The 15,946-nt window shown below is 40.8% G+C and carries 11 protein-coding genes; all 11 read left to right on the plus strand.

Features of this window, described 5'->3' with window-relative positions; genetic code table 11:
- The first annotated feature begins 1 nt into the window (after window position 1).
- The 11 genes from nuoL (at window position 2) to CQA40_RS00825 (ending at window position 15,928) form a co-directional block, all read left to right on the plus strand.
- Window positions 2-1,996 (plus strand): NADH-quinone oxidoreductase subunit L, encoded by a 1,995-nt coding sequence (nuoL, locus tag CQA40_RS00775; protein ID WP_115519093.1) that lies wholly within the window; start codon window positions 2-4, stop codon window positions 1,994-1,996.
- Window positions 1,996-3,828 (plus strand): NADH-quinone oxidoreductase subunit M, encoded by a 1,833-nt coding sequence (locus tag CQA40_RS00780; RefSeq protein ID WP_115519094.1) that lies wholly within the window; start codon window positions 1,996-1,998, stop codon window positions 3,826-3,828. The genes nuoL and CQA40_RS00780 overlap by 1 nt, the downstream gene beginning before the upstream one ends.
- Window positions 3,825-5,507, plus strand: a complete 1,683-nt coding sequence (locus tag CQA40_RS00785) for an NADH-quinone oxidoreductase subunit N (protein WP_115519095.1) — start codon at window positions 3,825-3,827, stop codon at window positions 5,505-5,507. Before CQA40_RS00780 ends, CQA40_RS00785 begins: the two co-directional genes overlap by 4 nt.
- 28 nt (window positions 5,508-5,535) lie before the next feature.
- Entirely contained in the window at window positions 5,536-7,917 is a 2,382-nt protein-coding gene (locus CQA40_RS00790) for a tol-pal system YbgF family protein (RefSeq protein ID WP_181882776.1), read from the plus strand.
- A gap of 156 nt (window positions 7,918-8,073) precedes the next feature.
- Entirely contained in the window at window positions 8,074-9,261 is a 1,188-nt protein-coding gene (locus CQA40_RS00795) for a hypothetical protein (protein ID WP_115519097.1), read from the plus strand.
- Between the two features lie 303 nt (window positions 9,262-9,564).
- A complete protein-coding gene (locus CQA40_RS00800; protein ID WP_115519098.1) occupies window positions 9,565-10,461 on the plus strand; it encodes a thiamine phosphate synthase in 897 nt (298 codons plus the stop codon).
- Between the two features lie 159 nt (window positions 10,462-10,620).
- Window positions 10,621-10,887, plus strand: a complete 267-nt coding sequence (locus tag CQA40_RS00805) for a DUF2018 family protein (protein ID WP_115519099.1) — start codon at window positions 10,621-10,623, stop codon at window positions 10,885-10,887.
- A 31-nt stretch (window positions 10,888-10,918) separates the two neighbouring features.
- Window positions 10,919-11,320, plus strand: a complete 402-nt coding sequence (locus CQA40_RS00810) for a hypothetical protein (protein ID WP_023927631.1) — start codon at window positions 10,919-10,921, stop codon at window positions 11,318-11,320.
- Window positions 11,321-11,345: 25 nt separating this feature from the next.
- On the plus strand, window positions 11,346-12,383 hold the full coding sequence (locus CQA40_RS00815) for a polyprenyl synthetase family protein (protein WP_181882777.1): 1,038 nt from the start codon (window positions 11,346-11,348) through the stop codon (window positions 12,381-12,383).
- Window positions 12,383-13,945 (plus strand): glutamyl-tRNA reductase, encoded by a 1,563-nt coding sequence (gene hemA / locus CQA40_RS00820; RefSeq protein ID WP_115519101.1) that lies wholly within the window; start codon window positions 12,383-12,385, stop codon window positions 13,943-13,945. The genes CQA40_RS00815 and hemA overlap by 1 nt, the downstream gene beginning before the upstream one ends.
- A 78-nt stretch (window positions 13,946-14,023) precedes the next feature.
- Complete coding sequence (locus CQA40_RS00825) at window positions 14,024-15,928, plus strand: proline--tRNA ligase (RefSeq protein WP_115519102.1); 1,905 nt, start codon at window positions 14,024-14,026, stop codon at window positions 15,926-15,928.
- Window positions 15,929-15,946 lie beyond the last annotated feature (18 nt).

Genomic DNA, 15,946 nt, shown 5'->3' on the forward strand with positions numbered 1-15,946 from the left:
AATGCAAAATTTTGAAAATCTAGCACTGCTTTTAGTCGCGCTATTTGCACCACTATGTGGGTGTGTGTTTGCCGCGCTATTTTCTGCAAGCAAGCCAAAGCTAGCACTTGGCGTGATAAATTCACTTTTTGTGGGGCTATCTTTTGTGGCAAGTGCGATACTGCTATATCAAGTGTGTGGCTTAGTGCAATTTGCAGATTCTCATTTGGCAGAATCTAGCTTGGTAGATTCTTATACGCTAGTAAATATCTCACTGTTTGAATGGCTAGTTTTGGGAAATTTTGGAGTGGATTTTAGCTTTAGCTTAGATAGGATTAGCGCGGTTATGATTTTTGCCATTTCGCTAGTTTCTATGCTCGTGCATATCTACTCTATCGGCTATATGAAAGATGACAAAGGATTTAATCGTTATTTTAGCTTCCTAAGTGGCTTTGTGTTTTCGATGATGTTTTTGGTGCTAAGTGATAATTTTTTGGGACTTTTTGTCGGATGGGAGGGGGTGGGCGTTTGCTCGTATTTGCTCATTGGGTTTTGGTATCAAAAAGCAAGTGCAAATTTTGCAAGTATAGAAGCATTTATTAGCAATCGTATTGCGGATTTGGGAATGCTACTTGGCATATTTTTGATTTTTTATGCCTTTGGTTCGCTTGAGTATGAAGTGGTGTTTGGAAGCATTGATGAGAGTGAGATAAGTCAAAAGATTTTGCTTTTTGTGGGGATTTTGCTTTTTATTGGAGCTATGGGGAAATCTGCGCAGTTTCCATTCCATACTTGGCTTGCAAATGCTATGGAGGGTCCCACACCTGTATCCGCACTTATCCACGCTGCGACTATGGTAACTGCGGGCGTGTATCTTGTGATTCGGGCAAATCCTTTGTATAGTGAGATTCCACATTTTGGCGAGATTATTGCGTATCTTGGGACATTTGTAGCGATTTTTGCAGCTTCTATGGCAGTGGTAAACAACGATTTAAAGCGCATTATTGCTTACTCTACGCTATCCCAACTTGGCTATATGTTTGTAGCTGCTGGGCTTGGGGCTTACTCAATCGCTCTTTTTCATCTCTTTACTCACGCATTTTTCAAATCGCTACTTTTCTTGGGTGCTGGCAATGTAATGCACGCAATGCACGATGAACTAAATATCAAAAAAATGGGCAATCTAGCTCGCCCACTAAAATACACGATGATTTTTATGCTTATTGGCAATCTTGCGCTGTGTGGGATTCCACCCTTTGCAGGATATTTTTCTAAAGATTTGATTTTGGAGTTTAGCTTTAGTGCAGAGTATAAAATCCTGTGGATTTTACTCGTGTTTGGGGCATTTCTCACAGCGTTTTATAGCTTTAGATTGTTTATGCTGGTTTTCTTTTGCAAGGGTTCATCTTGCGACTTGGCACACGACTCATCTCATAACTCACATTTGGATAATCACTCTACCCCGCACGAAGCAAGTCTCCTTGTGCTTCTCTCAATGCTTCCACTTGCGATTTTGGCTATCATCGCTGGGTTTTTTAATACTAGCTTTTTTGCCTTGCTTTCTCAAGCGATTCCTTTTGAAATGCCACACGGGGATTTGAGCGAAGAGATTTTGGCACTTATCGCACTTGGTGTGAGTGCGTGTGGGATTATCTTTGCAGTTTTGCGATACGCGAAAAAATCATCAAAGACTTCACAAAACACCACGCAAAAATCCACTCACAAAACCCCCAACAACTTGCTTTATGATTTGCTATCAAACCAATACTATATCCCCAAAATCTATGAGTGGGTTTTTGTCAAAGGATTTTCTAAGCTATGTGATTTTGTGGCGTGCAAAATCGAAAAAGGTATTATGCTAAAAATCACTAGCCTACTTGAGAGATTTTTAGTATTTCTTAGCAAGATTCTCTCACTGCTGCAAAACGGCTCGCTTAGTAGCTCACTTAGACTTATGAGCTTTGGTGTGCTACTACTGCTATGCAGTGTGGTATTTTTATTTATTGGAGGTAGATAATGGAATATTTACTATCCGTGATTATTGCTTTTCCGCTGATTGCAAGTGTGATAAGTTTCAATCTTGAAGAGAGAGTGGCAAAAATCTTTGGCGTGGTGGCAAGTGCTATTGAGCTAGTGCTGGTTCTTGGGCTTTGGATAGGGTTTGACTCCTCAAGCCCGCAGTTGCAGTTTGAGCACTATTTCGTGCTAGTAGAATCGCTTGGGATTCACTATCATATAGGGGTTGATGGGATTTCGCTATTTTTGGTGGTGCTAAGTGGGATTGTGGTGTTTTTGTGTGCGATATATATGGCAGAGCGCATCTTGCCAAATCATTTCATCGCTTCGCTACTTGCGCTAGAGGGCATACTTATGGGCGTATTTAGTGCGCAAAATGTGTTGTTGTTTTATGTTTTTTGGGAGATTTCACTTTTGCCACTGCTATATATGATAGGTGTGTGGGGAAGTGCAGAGCGAAAAGAAAATATCAAAGCCGCACTTACATTTTTCCTATATACATTTTTTGCCTCTCTTATTATGCTACTAGGCATTATTTATTATGCGTATTTGTTTTTCTTGCACAATCGATTTTGGAGTTTTGAGCTTAGTGATTGGTATGCCTTTAGTTTGCCTAGTGAGTATCAGTGCTTGCTATTTTTGGCGTTTTTCTTTGCTATCGCAGTAAAAATCCCTATGATTCCATTTCACTCTTGGCTACCAAAGGCTTATGGCAATGCCCCGACTATCGGCACGATTTTGCTCTCAGCTCTATTGCTAAAAATGGGAACTTACGCGCTTGTGAGATTTAGCGTGCCGTTATTTCCTGATGCTAGCGTGGATTTGCAGCTACTTGTGCTAGCACTTGGGCTAGTGATGATAATCTATGGTGGGCTAGTAGCTTATGCCCAAAAAGACATAAAACAAGTGATAGCATATAGCTCTATCTCACATATGGGTGTGGTGGTGCTTGGCGTGTTTTCTTTTAGTGTGATTGGGGTAGGGGGAGCGGTGTTTATGATGTTTGCTCACGGCGTGGTAAGTGCTATGTTATTTATGCTTGTGGGGATTATTGAGGATAGATACGCAAAAAATTGTGCCCTGATAGATTTTGCTTCTATTGATGAAGCAGGGCTAAACAAAGCAAGACTAGAGGGGAGAAAAATCGCAAATCTTGGTGGGCTAGCTTCTATCGCCCCTGTGCTTTGTGGAATCTTTGGCGTGGCAATGATGGCAAATGTGGGATTGCCTCTTAGCATAGGATTTGTAGGGGAGTTTTTTAGCTTGCTTGGGGTGTTTGAGCATTATCCTATCATCGCGTTTCTTGGTGGGCTCACTATTATCATTTCTGGGGCTTATATGCTAGTTTTGTATAAAAAAATCTTTTTTGGCGAGATAAAAAACCAAAATCTTACCAACTTCAAAGATATAGATTCTTGTCAAAAGGGCATTATGGCGGTGTTTGCGGGGCTAGTGATATTTTTTGGTGTCTATCCTAAGCCAATCCTAAAGCCCATAGAAACAAGCTCCCAATCCACCCTCCAAATCGCCTATGAGCGCACTCATAACGACAAAAGCAAGGAGCGCATAGAATACAGCCTCTATCCATATTCGCGCAAAGCAGAGATAATCCCAACTATACCAAGTGATATTTTGCAGTTACAAGAGGAGGTGATTTTGTCTAGTGATATAGACGCGCTAAATCGCCAAGAATCATCGCAATTAAGCAATGATGAACATATAGAATCTAGCCTAGATTTTGCACCAAATCCTACAAACCCAACAAATCCCACAAACACACCTAGTGTAGCAAACCCAAGTGCTACAAAATCTGTAAATGGAGAAAACAAATGAGTTTAGATATTTTTGAACTAAAAGTGTATGCGATTTTGCCTGTGCTGATTTTACTATGCGGTGCGCTTTGTTTGCTTCTCATAAATGTATTCTCTAGCGTGTTTTCACGCGGGCTAAATGTCGCTTTGAGTGCGCTATTTTTGGGTGTTAGCTCGATTTTTAGCCTAAACCTAAAAGTAGGAAGTAGCTTTTTTGGGCTTATCAATATAAATGGGATTAGCATCTTAGGGCAATTTAGTATGGAGATTTGCGCGCTTATTTTTATTGTGCTTTTTGGTGCAAATGCGGGGGCAAGCGCATTGCAAAAACTAGACTGCAAAGAGTTTTTTGACAAGTCGTTTTTATCCAAAGAGTTTTTTCCGCTATTTTTGTTGATGATTGCTGGCTTTGATGTTATGGTTTCAAGCACGCATTTGGTGGTGATTTTGCTTGGGCTAGAGATAGGCTCACTATCATTGTGTGTGCTTATTGCACTAAATGGCAGGAGCAAGGGAATCGAAGCGGGGATTAAATATTTTGTGATGGGCGTGCTTGCTAGCGTGTTTTTTATCTTTGGGGTGGTGTGTCTGTATTTTGCGTGTGCGAGTATGGATATTGCCCATATCCACGATATGCTGCTAGATGACAAATACACCTCTGTGTTTGCGCTTTTTGGCGGACTTGTGTTTATACTCTCTGCCATAGCTTTCAAAGCATCTGCCGTGCCGTTTCATAGCTGGATGCCCGATATTTATGAGGGCTCAAATTCCATTATGGCAGGCGTAGTTTCTATTATCCCCAAAATCGCAGCCTTTAGTGTGGCTATCACACTACTTGGTGCGTTTTTAAAAGTGGGGATTATTTGGCTAGAATCTGCTATGTATGTTTTGGTGGTTTTGACTATCACGCTACCAAATATCGCCGCACTTATCCAAAACGATGTCAAGCGAATGCTTGCCTTTAGCTCGATTTCTCATAGTGGATTTGTGCTAGCTTGCGTGATGATAGGTACACAAATAAGCCTAAGTGCTTTGTATTTGTATTGGTTTATGTTTATTATCACAAATGTAGGGATATTTGGACTGCTTTGGCTAAAAGAGCTAAAATCCCCACTAAAATCTTCGCTAAATTTGCAAGATTCTAGCGAAGAATCCAAAGGCGTTTGTGATGAGTCTAGTGCGAAGTCAAACTGCAAATGCGCCAAAATCGCTGGTAAAATACAATCCCTAGTAAAAACTTCAGCAAAAACACCTTATGACATTCCTTTTAGCGCGTTTAATGGACTTGTGCGCACTTCCCCGCTAAAAGCGTTTTTGGGTGCGATTTTTATGCTCTCTTTGGCAGGGATTCCGCCTTTTGGTGTTTTTTGGGGCAAACTTTTGGCGATTATGAGTGCGTATAGTGGAGGATTTGTAGGGCTTGCGCTTATAATGATGATAAATAGTGCGATTGCTGGATTTTATTATTTGCGCTTAGTTGTGGCAATGTTTTTGCTAGATTCTAAAGACTCTAGTGCAATCACTGCAAAATCTCAAGTAGCAAATAGCCAAGTATCAAATGATGAAGCGGGTAACTTCGCGCATTGTTCTACGCTTGGCAAAATCATTGTTGGGATAATGGGCGTTTTATGTGTTGGCTCAATTTTTATGGCTCAATTTTTGCTTGATTTCATAGGAAAATATGTTATCGGGGCTTATTAAATTGCGCGTAAAATGGCTATGCTTATGTTTGTTGTTATTCCAAAGTGCGGGTTCGTTAGAGATTTCTACGACCTTTGGCAAGCAGGACAATGAGGGGTTTTCTGTCCTCACACTAAGAAATCAAACCCCCTTTGCGTGCCAAGAAATCCTTGATGCAGCAGGGACTGATATTTCCATAGAATGCAAGATTGATAGCGTGCCTGATAGAGGATTTTCAGGGCTTGAAAACGACTTTTTCAAAGTTACTTACAAAATGATAGAAAAGCAGTTTTATCTCTATATCTATCCCAAATATCGCCAAAAACTTTTTTCTATCCCCAAAAACCCCAAGCAAGGCTTTGTGATTGATAAATATCCTGCTATGGTTGCAGATGTGTGGCAAATCGTGGGCTTCAAAGAGCAAATACCGTTTTTAAGCCCACAAGCCGAGCAAAGAAATGGACTAGATTTCCCCGTGCGCATCGAGGGGGAAGCGATGCCTATGATGCCCGAGCTAAATTCTGATAATCGCCCATTAGTTGCCACAAAAAACCGCGATTTTGAGGCGTATTCTGATGTGATTAAACTTATGGAGCGCAAAGCATACATAACCGCTATCAACGACATAAACTACGCACTAAAAGAAAATCCAGATTCTGTGTTTCGTAGAGATTTGACTTATTTGCGAATCATTGCGATGATAAATTTGGATTTAGAGGAGCAAGAGCCTATCATCAATGCAGCGCAGGATTGGCTAAGGGCGTTTTCTGCTGACCCTGATGTCCCAGAGATTCTCTACATACTTGCAAACTCATACAACAAAGAAAATATCCCCTCCGAAGCGGAGCATTATTATAAACGCATTAGCGATGAGTATCCGCAGTCGCGCTTTTCTCCGCTTGCCAAAATGCAGCTAGCCATTATGCAGCGCACAAGCTCTTCGCCAATATATGTTCGTATGAATTTTCAAGGTGCCTACACAGAGGCAAGAGATTTGCCAAGTGCTAGCGAGGTGGCACTGCAGTGGGCACTTTTTGAGCTAGAGCAAAGCCCACAAAATCCCACCTCACTTGATAGAGGAAGAGACTTGATAAGTAAGGTTTTGCAAGTTTATCCAGCGTTTTTCCTTGATGAGAAATCCCCCACACTAGACATCATAGAGGATTTGCTGGATAATAAACTATATGATTTAGCTGCAAGGCTTACGCTATATTTGCACGATAATTCTGAAGACGCTCAAAAAGAGCAATACGGCTTTGATTTGGGCGAATACTACGAGCTAGCAGGGGATTTTGACAATGCCCACAAAGCAAATCAAGCGTTTTTGCAAGACTATCCAAAATCTCAATTTGCCAAAGAAGTCCAAGAAAGAGATGATGCGATATTATTTAGCGTGAAAGGCGATGATGATGACAAGCTAAAGCACTACGCTTACCTAATGGAAAAATATCCAAATGGCGAGGAAGCGAGCAAAGCACGCGATTTGAGTGCGGAGATTTTGCTAAAAAGGAGCGAGTTTCACAAAGTGCTTGAGCTGTATGGAAACGCATCTAGCCCGCACAAGCAAAAAGCCCTAATGGAAATCATAAAACTTGCCTTAGAGAAAAAAGACTGCAAAGAAGCAAACACTTACTTGATTCGTGCTAGTGTGTTTGATTTGTCCCCAGCGCAAAAAATGCAGGGCTTTGATTGTCTAGTTTCTAGTGGGCTTATGAGTGTGGCAAAGTCTATCTCTAGCGGAATGGTAGAATCTAGCTCTGTGCCAAAAGAGCGACTAGAGTGGCTACGCAGAATTACCAAAAATCTATACACGCTAGGCGAGTTTAAGCCCGCTGTAATGGCTGCAAGAGATGGCTTTAGTCTAGCACAAAGCCTAAAGACGCATTATGACATTGCATTTAGCCTTTTTGACGCGCTTGTGGCACTAGACTCGCGTGATGAAGCAAAAAAAGTCGCGCCATTTTTGCGAGAGCATTTTGGCAAGCAAGAAAAAATCCTGCCCGTGTATGCCAAACTCCTAGAATACGCGCTTGAGAGCAAAGACCAAACCCAAATCCAAGTCTATGCAAATAATATCATTGAGCTACAAAACGCGCTAAAAATCGAGGAATACACGCCTTATGCGGAGTTTGCGCTTGCTACTTCGCTAAAAGAAACGAGCAAAGCCACCCAAGCCCTAAACCTGCTTCAAAAGCTAGAATCTAAAAGGCTAGATAATCCCGACAAACAAAGACTTTTCTACCAAATCGCAAGCATTTACAACACACAAGGCAAGGATTCTAAAGCACTAGAATACTTCAACAAATGTGCAAGCGTAAATCTCGCTACCCAATGGCAAAGCCTCTGCAAAGAAGCCATTAGCTTTATAAACTCCCAAAAGAAAAGTGCGCAAGATTCTAGCTTCGGGCTAGCCCAAAGCGAAAATCCATAAGCAAAATCTAGGCAAAATCATTGAAATAATGCTTTAGATTTTGCTTATATTTGTTTAAGATTGTGTTTTAAAGTCGATTCTATGAGTTGCAAGGCAAAATCTTTGCTTAGATTTTCTAAGAAGTTTTTGTCTTAATCCAAACAAAAAGGATACAAAATGAAAACTCTAAAAACAATGACTGCAAGCGCACTTCTTGCTTCTTGTGTCGCTACCTCTATGGTGGGTGTAGCAAGTGCTAGAAGTTCTGGCGTAGAATTATTTGGGCATTTGGGTGTGGCGTATAACCACGCACTTGGCGACAATAGAAAGGGAGCTGATGGCAAAGATGTCGGCTTTATGGGTGCGACAGGACATTTTGGAGCGGATTTTGGCTCTGAAGAATTTGGCGCAGGACTTGGTGTCTGGGCTGGCTCGCAAGTGTTTAGCCTATCTAAAGATGCGGGAAAAAGCAAATACGGAAGCGAGTATTATGATGTTTCTGATTTGTATTTCCGCTATACAGGGGCGTTTGACTTATATGTCGGGCGATTTAGCTCTAGCTTCCTAAAAAGCGATTGGATTGACTTATACACTCAAGGTGTAGGGCTAAGCATAGACTTTGGCAAAGATTCCAATTTCTGGGCATCTTGGGCAAATGATTCTGCCACTTTTGGTGTATTGCCAAATAGAATCGGCTCTGAGCTTATGGCTTATTCTCGCTTTCCATCGAGCTTTGATAACTTCAACATTGGCAAAAAAGACTTTGTAGGTGCGGGTGCAAATATCGGGCTAGGGATTTTCCATATAGACCCATTTGCGCACTACTACATAAACAACTACAACAACAACCAAGACACTATCCAAGCAGGTGCGAGACTAGCCATAATCGCAGGCGATAAATCCACCATAGAGTCTACAACTTCTGTGCGTGGAATGTATCAATACAATAAACAAAACTCCTACTTGGTGTGGGCTGAAGAAGAACTATTTTTTGCTAAATACTTAAAGCTAGGTGGTGGATACTATATGGTAGGCAAAGATGCTGGCATATATTCAACTTCTGACCATACAAGATTTTATGGACGCTACACTACTCCAAGCACAGCAAGCTACTTCGCTGCTGGTGCTAGCTCTTGGTATGGTTTCGCTGGCGTAGAGCACGAAAGAGTAAAATTTGATGTGCTTTATGCAGGTGGAGACTACAAAGAATTCTCTGCTGTGGTAAGTGTGCGCGTGCTTGACTTGAAGCTAGGCATTATGCGTGAGGGATTTGGAATCGATGTGGGCGCAGGCTATGTAAGCAATGGCTTTGATTCCACATACCAAAGACACAACGCAATCGCATTTGCAAAACTTGTGTTCTAGTTTTTGTATAGCGATAAAATCCAAAAATTAGCCACACAACGCTACCCCGCATAGCAAAGTCCGTTGCTATGCGGGGTTTTTTATTTTTCTGCATTACTTTTCGCGCTCTTTTTCTACATAGATTTTTTTTCTCTACGAAATTTTCCCAACAAAGATTTTTACAAAATTTTCTATCCCGCAAACTTTTTCACTTCCACTTTCGCGTCCAAAAAACTTCTCTCATATAAAATCTGCTTAAAATTTTCTTTTTGCTTAGGTTTTTAAATTGTGGGTAAAATAAGCAAAAAAGCAAAAGGATAAAAATTGTGCTTTCAAATCATCGCTATCACTGATAGAAAACTCTGCAAAAGCCAAAGCGCAAACACAAAAAACACTGCAAAAGACATTGATAAATTTTTAGCTAGACTAGAATTGCTCACAAAAAGTGGGGTAGATAGCGTAATCCTGCGCGAAAAAGACTTACGCGAAAGTGAGTATCTAGCCTTAGCAAAAGAAGCAATAGGGATTTTTGAGAGCGCAAACAAAGCAAATAAAACAAACAGCACAAACACAAATAAGGCAAACGCAAATAACTCTAGCAATGAGTGCAAACTTATATTGCATAATTTTATAGAGGTGGCTTACAAGCTAGAATATCCGTTTTTCCACGCACCTTTTGGTGCGCTAGAGGATTTGACAAGCAACAAGATTTTACCCCAAAAAATAAGCGAAAATGGCGCGTTTGGCGTGTCTATACATAGCTTGGAGGAGCTAGCAGTGGCATTAGATTTTGGGGTGGATTATGTCATAGCGGGAAATGTATTTGAAAGTGCTTGCAAAGAGGGTGTGCAGGGCAGGGGAGTGGAGTTTTTGCGCAAAATATCAGGCGGGCTAGAGCACTATAAAAATGGTTTGACAAAAGATTTTGCCAAAAATCTACCAATCTATGCAGTGGGAGGGATTTGCAAAGAAAATCTTGCAATGCTATGCAAAGACATAAAAAACACCCTACCAAATAGCCACACACAAGCTAGCAATAACGCAAATAATGAAAATTCAAAAACAAGCACTCAAAAAGCAAAAACAATGGAGGCAAAAATAGCGAGGGCAAAAATAGCAGGCGTATGTATGCGCTCCGTCCTTATGGAGTGTGAGAATCCAAAAGCATATATTGCACAATGCAAAGAGATTATCACAAAAGAGATTTGCAAGGATTTTTGAGCGATTTTGGTGCAGGTTTTCAAAGTTTTAGTATAAAACATATCAAAGTGATTTTACAAATGATTTGATAGGATAAAATCTTTAGGGAAATTTGGATATAATGATTTCCTAAAAAACTACCAAAAATGCAAAAAGGATAAAAATGCAAAAGGGACACAAATGTGGGAAGAGCTAAATAATGGGTTAGAAGTGCTAGAGGGCGACCCTGTGAAAAAGTGGTGTGAGATAATGCTAAATGCCTCTCCCACGCTTGCGACAAAAGAGCTAGAAAAACTGCTTGAAATGCTTGCCACTTATGAGTTAGCTTATGAGGAGGGCGGTGGGGATTTGCGTAAATTTGTCCATAGCAACAAAGAATCCATAGAAGCAAAAAAGCGTGATATAGCACTGCACTCAAGTGCCAAAATTCTAAGCGAAAACGAATAATCTAAAAAGCAAAATAAAGGGGATTCAATCTATGAAAAAACTTTTTTGCACGATATGCTTTGCTTTGGTGTTTTTTGAGATGCTTCATAGCGCACAGCCTGTGTGGGACTATGAGGAAAATCTCGTGCTAAAAAAAGATGAAATCTACAAAAAAAGTTTCCAAATCGCAGGACTTCAAAAAGAGCTAAAATTTTATTGGACATTGTATAAAAACTATGGACTTGTGATAAATCTAAACTATGACAAATTCCCCTATCAGTTTATCCTCTACACAGACTATGCGCGCAAAAGTTTTAAGCTCCCTATATCTAGGGCAGGGGATATACGCGATATAGAAGTGTTTTTGAGTTTTGTAAAATACGACTATGAGAGCAAAGAAGCAAGCCTGTGGCTAGGCGTGCTATATCCCCAAAAGATAAAAAGTGGCAGTTAGGGGCGGACAAAATATGGGGCAAGATATGAAACAAGATAGCGCAGAGATTTTGGAGTGTGTGCGCAGACGGTGTGATGAGTGGATAGCTAGCCTAAAAAGTCCAAACATTGATAAAATCTACTCTAGCATAAAATCTGGCAAAATGCTACGAAGCAAACTGATTTTGGCTATTTTGGAATCTTCAAGTGTGGATTTTGCTAAAGACTTTAGAGGGGATTCCAAAGCAAATTCCAAAAAAGCAAATTCCAAAAAAGCAAATTCAAAGGTTGATTCTGCTCAAGGCTTATCTAAAGATTCTAGCATTTTAGATTGTGCTATTAGTCTTTGTGCTATCATCGAGCTGATACAATGTGCCTCTTTACTGCACGATGATGTCATAGATGAAGCACACACACGCAGGGGTGTGCCAAGTGTAAATGCTTCATTTGGCGATAAAAACGCCATTATGCTAGGCGATGTGCTGTATTCGCGGGCTTACTTTTATCTAGCTGATTTTCCACAAGCCATTGCCAAAAGTGTCTCAAACGCCGTGTGCGCTCTCTCTAGAGGGGAAATTGATGATGTGCTTTACTCGCGTGATTTTCAGCCAAGTCTAGAAGTGTATTATAAGATTTTGGAGGATAAAACCGCCTCTCTTATCGCCTCTAGCGCAGAATCTAGCGCGATTTTGGCAGGGCTTGATTCTGCTAAATACTATGAATATGGCAAAAATCTAGGGCTAGCTTTTCAAATTGTTGATGATGTGCTAGACATTACCCAAGATGAAGCGACTTTGGGCAAGCCAAATATGAATGATTTGCGTGAGGGAAAAAGCACTTTGCCATACATTTTGCTATACTGCGAGCTAGATTCTCACAAAAAAGAGGAGTTTTTGGCTCATTTTTATGCCCGAGATAGTGTGGCGATAGAGTGGTTTAGAAATGCTTTTTGTGAGCAAAACACCATACAAAAATGCCAAAATATCGCAAAAGATTTCATTACAAAAGCCCTAAATGCGATACAAGATGAGCGCAATGCCACACTAGAGCAAATCGCAACTTCAATGATAGAGAGGAGTTTTTAATGCAAGTGCAATACCTAGCCCTAAGTTTTTCGCACAAAAACACACCAATAGAGTTACGCGAAAAGCTAGCTTTCCCTGCCAATGACTTTGCAAGCGATTTTGCACAAAACAATGCAAACGAACCACTTCAAAAAAACTCATACAAAAAAGGCTCAATACAAGATTTTCTTTTGTCCCTAAAAACAAAAGTCCAAAGCCTAAAAGAAATCCTCCTCCTTAGCACTTGCAATCGCGTAGAATTCTACATAATCACACACAGCCCGCAAGAGTGTATCACTGCTGTGCTTGATAGCTTTGCCACCTCTAGAAAAATCCCACTAAAAGAGCTAGAAAAACACTGCAAAATCGCCCAAAATGCAGAAGCCCTGCACCACCTTTTTAGCGTGGTTAGCGGGCTAGATAGCGTAGTCATAGGAGAGACACAAATCGTAGGACAAATAAAAAGCGCGTATAAGCTATGCTATGATTTGGGTGTGTGCGGGCAAGAAATCACTCGCTTAGCACACTTTGCTTTTCGCTGTGGCGGGAGGGTAAGAAGCCAAACTCAAATCGGCAAAACCTCTTTATCTGTGGCTTCTGTGGCAGTAAAGAGGGCATTGGGATTTATAAGAGAAAATGACAAAGACACAACGCCCAAAAAACTAAAAAACCCACAGATAAGTGCACTTATCATCGGCGCAGGGGAAATGGGCAGGCTTGTAGTTAGGCATTTGCTTGATTGTCCTGTATCTATTGCCTTTACCAATCGCACGCAAGAGAATGCAAGTAATTTTGTGTGCGAGCTGCAAGAGGAGGGCAAAGACATTAGCAATATCACGGTTTTGGACTATACAAGCATAGAATCCACGCTAGATGATTTTACGCTTGTGTTTTGCGCTACGGGAGCTAGCAAAGCCATCATAAAAGAGGCAAAATCTAGGGATTTCAAACGAGCGTGGTTTGATTTGTCTGTGCCTAGAAATATCGAAGTGGCAAGCATTCCAAAAGGCTTGCATATCTTTTGTGTAGATGATTTGAAGCGCACCATAGATGAAAATCTAGTCGGCAAAAAAATCCAAGCTCATCAAGCCTATGCTATCATTGGTAACGCGGTGGGTGAGTATTTTTCGTGGGTGCAGAGCTTTGATGTGTTGCCACTTATAAAGACTATGCGAGAAAACGCCAAAGAAGCAAGTTTGCAAGAATTGCAAAGAGCTATCAAAAAAGGCTACCTCCCAAAAGAGCTACAAGAAGAAGTAAAAATCATACTACACAACGCGTTTAATGTGTTTTTGCACAATCCCACGCTAATGCTAAAAGAGCTAGCAAATAGCGAAGAGGGCGATAGTATCATCGAAGCGACAAAGAGGGTGTTTGAGGAATTGCCACAGGACAAAAAGCAAGCAAGGGAAAGCGCAAAAGCAAAAAATCAAACTAGAAAAGAGATAGAATCAAGGGCAAAAAGGTTTTTTAAAGTAGATTCTACACAAGAATCAAAAGAATCACAAAATACAAACCAAAGCAAAAGAGCGGATTTTGTCAATCGCTACAAGTGCGAATATGACACAACTTCTATGCCCTAATTCGTTGTGTCATATATTTCATAAAAGCGCAAAAAACTTAACCAAGATTTTTAAGAGGACAAAACAAAAAGGACAAAAATGCTTTTTTCAAAAACGCTACTACCCACTTCCAAAGAATCCCCAAAAGATGCAATCCTAAAAAGTCATCAATATCTCGTGAGAGCAGGCTATATCCACCAGCTAGGGAGCGGAATCTATAATTTCCTCCCGCTAGGCAATATCGTGCTAAAAAAGATAGAATCTATCGTGCGAAAAAGACTACAACAAGCAGGAGCGCAAGAAGTGTTGCTAAGTTTTGTAACACCAAAAGAGCTATGGGATAGAAGCGGACGAAGCGAGCAATACGGCAAAGAGCTATTGCGATTTAGCGACAGGAAAAACGCTCCATTTTTGCTCGCCCCCACGCACGAGGAAAGTATCACAGAGCTAGCTAGGACATACATAAAGTCTTACAAATCCTTACCGCTAAATCTCTATCAAATCCAGCTAAAATTTCGCGATGAGCTACGACCGCGCTTTGGGCTACTTCGCACACGAGAATTTATAATGAAAGACGGGTATAGCTTTCATTCAAACGAGGCGGATTTGGATAGAGAATTTACCCTTATGCACAAGACATATAGTGAGATTTTTAGCGATTTGGGGCTAGATTTTCGCTGTGTGGAAGCAGATAGTGGCGTGATAGGTGGGAGTGGAAGCAAGGAGTTTATGGTATTGGCAGATAGTGGAGAGGACACACTTGTGGTGTGCAAATCCTGCCAATACGCAGCAAACCTAGAAGTAGCAAAGAGGGCAAAAAGACTACCACCGCGTAATGAAAAAGGCGAGGAAATCCTGCCACCAAAAGCAGATTTTGCTAAATTCTCTACTCCAAATGTGAAAAGCATTAGCGATTTGTGTGCGTTTTTTCATATTGAGCCTTTTTGGAGTATCAAAGCGGTTGTAAAAAAATACACCAAAAAATCAAGCCAAGAAAGCCAAGCAAATAAAGCAAATAAAGCAAATAAAGAAAGCAAAGAAAATATAGCAAAAAAAGAGAATGCAAAAGAGACAAAATCAAAAGATTCCAAACTAGAATCTGCAAATAATGATAGTGCAAAATCTAGCAAAAATCCTAGAGAGGATTTTGCTGTGTTTTTCTTGCGTGGCGATGATGAGCTAGAAGAGACAAAGGCACTAAACGCGCTAAATGCAAATGGCTTTGAAGCACTAGAGTTGCTTGAAGCAAGTCAAAGTGAGCTAGAAAATTTGGGGCTTATCGCAGGTAGCATTGGTGCGTATAGCTTGAGGGCGATTATCGGGGAAAAAGCGATTATTTTTGATGAGGATTTGCGCGGGGCAAGCGAGATGATATGTGGCGCAAATGAGCGTGAAAAACACTTCGTGGGTGTGGATTTGGATTTGTTTGAAAATCTTTGCTTTGCGGATTTGGCAGTGGTGAAGCAGGGGGATATTTGCGCTTGCTGTGGTGCAGAGCTAGCACACAAAAAGGGCATTGAAATCGGGCATATTTTCAAACTTGGGACAAAGTATTCTGCCCCATTGCAAGCGAAATTTTTAGATGAAAATGGCAAAGAAAAGCCTTTCATAATGGGCTGCTATGGCATAGGAATCAGCAGAATCCTAAGCGCGATATTGGAGCAAAAAGCCGACGATAAGGGCTGTGTGTGGAGTGCTAGCACCGCGCCTTTTAAGGTTGTCATCATCATTGCAAATGCCAAAGACAAAGCCCAATATGACTTTGGATACGCGCTATATGAGAGCCTAAAACAAGTGGGTGTAGAAGTCGCGCTAGATGATAGGGATTTGCGATTTGGTGCGAAAATGGCAGATTTTGAGCTTATGGGTGTGGCAAATTTTGCCGCACTTATTGGCAAAGGATTAGAATCAAACCGCGTAGAAATCATCAAGCGAGATGGTTTGCAAAAAAGTGAGATAGATTCTGCCAAAGCATTAGAGCAGATTCTAAAAATGATAAAATAAATATTTTTGCTAGAAAAT

Source organism: Helicobacter sp. MIT 01-3238, from assembly GCF_003364135.1.
In the GTDB taxonomy this organism is placed as follows: Bacteria; Campylobacterota; Campylobacteria; order Campylobacterales; family Helicobacteraceae; genus Helicobacter_B.

What these genes read in the sequence shown, in the direction of transcription:
- CQA40_RS00785 (WP_115519095.1), top strand. Translation starts at nt 3,825, where the DNA reads ATGAGTTTAGATATTTTTGAACTAAAAGTGTATGCGATTTTGCCTGTG.
- nuoL (WP_115519093.1), top strand. Translation starts at nt 2, where the DNA reads ATGCAAAATTTTGAAAATCTAGCACTGCTTTTAGTCGCGCTATTTGCA.
- CQA40_RS00805 (WP_115519099.1), top strand. Translation starts at nt 10,621, where the DNA reads ATGTGGGAAGAGCTAAATAATGGGTTAGAAGTGCTAGAGGGCGACCCT.
- CQA40_RS00780 (WP_115519094.1), top strand. Translation starts at nt 1,996, where the DNA reads ATGGAATATTTACTATCCGTGATTATTGCTTTTCCGCTGATTGCAAGT.
- CQA40_RS00825 (WP_115519102.1), top strand. Translation starts at nt 14,024, where the DNA reads ATGCTTTTTTCAAAAACGCTACTACCCACTTCCAAAGAATCCCCAAAA.
- CQA40_RS00795 (WP_115519097.1), top strand. Translation starts at nt 8,074, where the DNA reads ATGAAAACTCTAAAAACAATGACTGCAAGCGCACTTCTTGCTTCTTGT.
- CQA40_RS00815 (WP_181882777.1), top strand. Translation starts at nt 11,346, where the DNA reads ATGAAACAAGATAGCGCAGAGATTTTGGAGTGTGTGCGCAGACGGTGT.
- CQA40_RS00810 (WP_023927631.1), top strand. Translation starts at nt 10,919, where the DNA reads ATGAAAAAACTTTTTTGCACGATATGCTTTGCTTTGGTGTTTTTTGAG.
- hemA (WP_115519101.1), top strand. Translation starts at nt 12,383, where the DNA reads ATGCAAGTGCAATACCTAGCCCTAAGTTTTTCGCACAAAAACACACCA.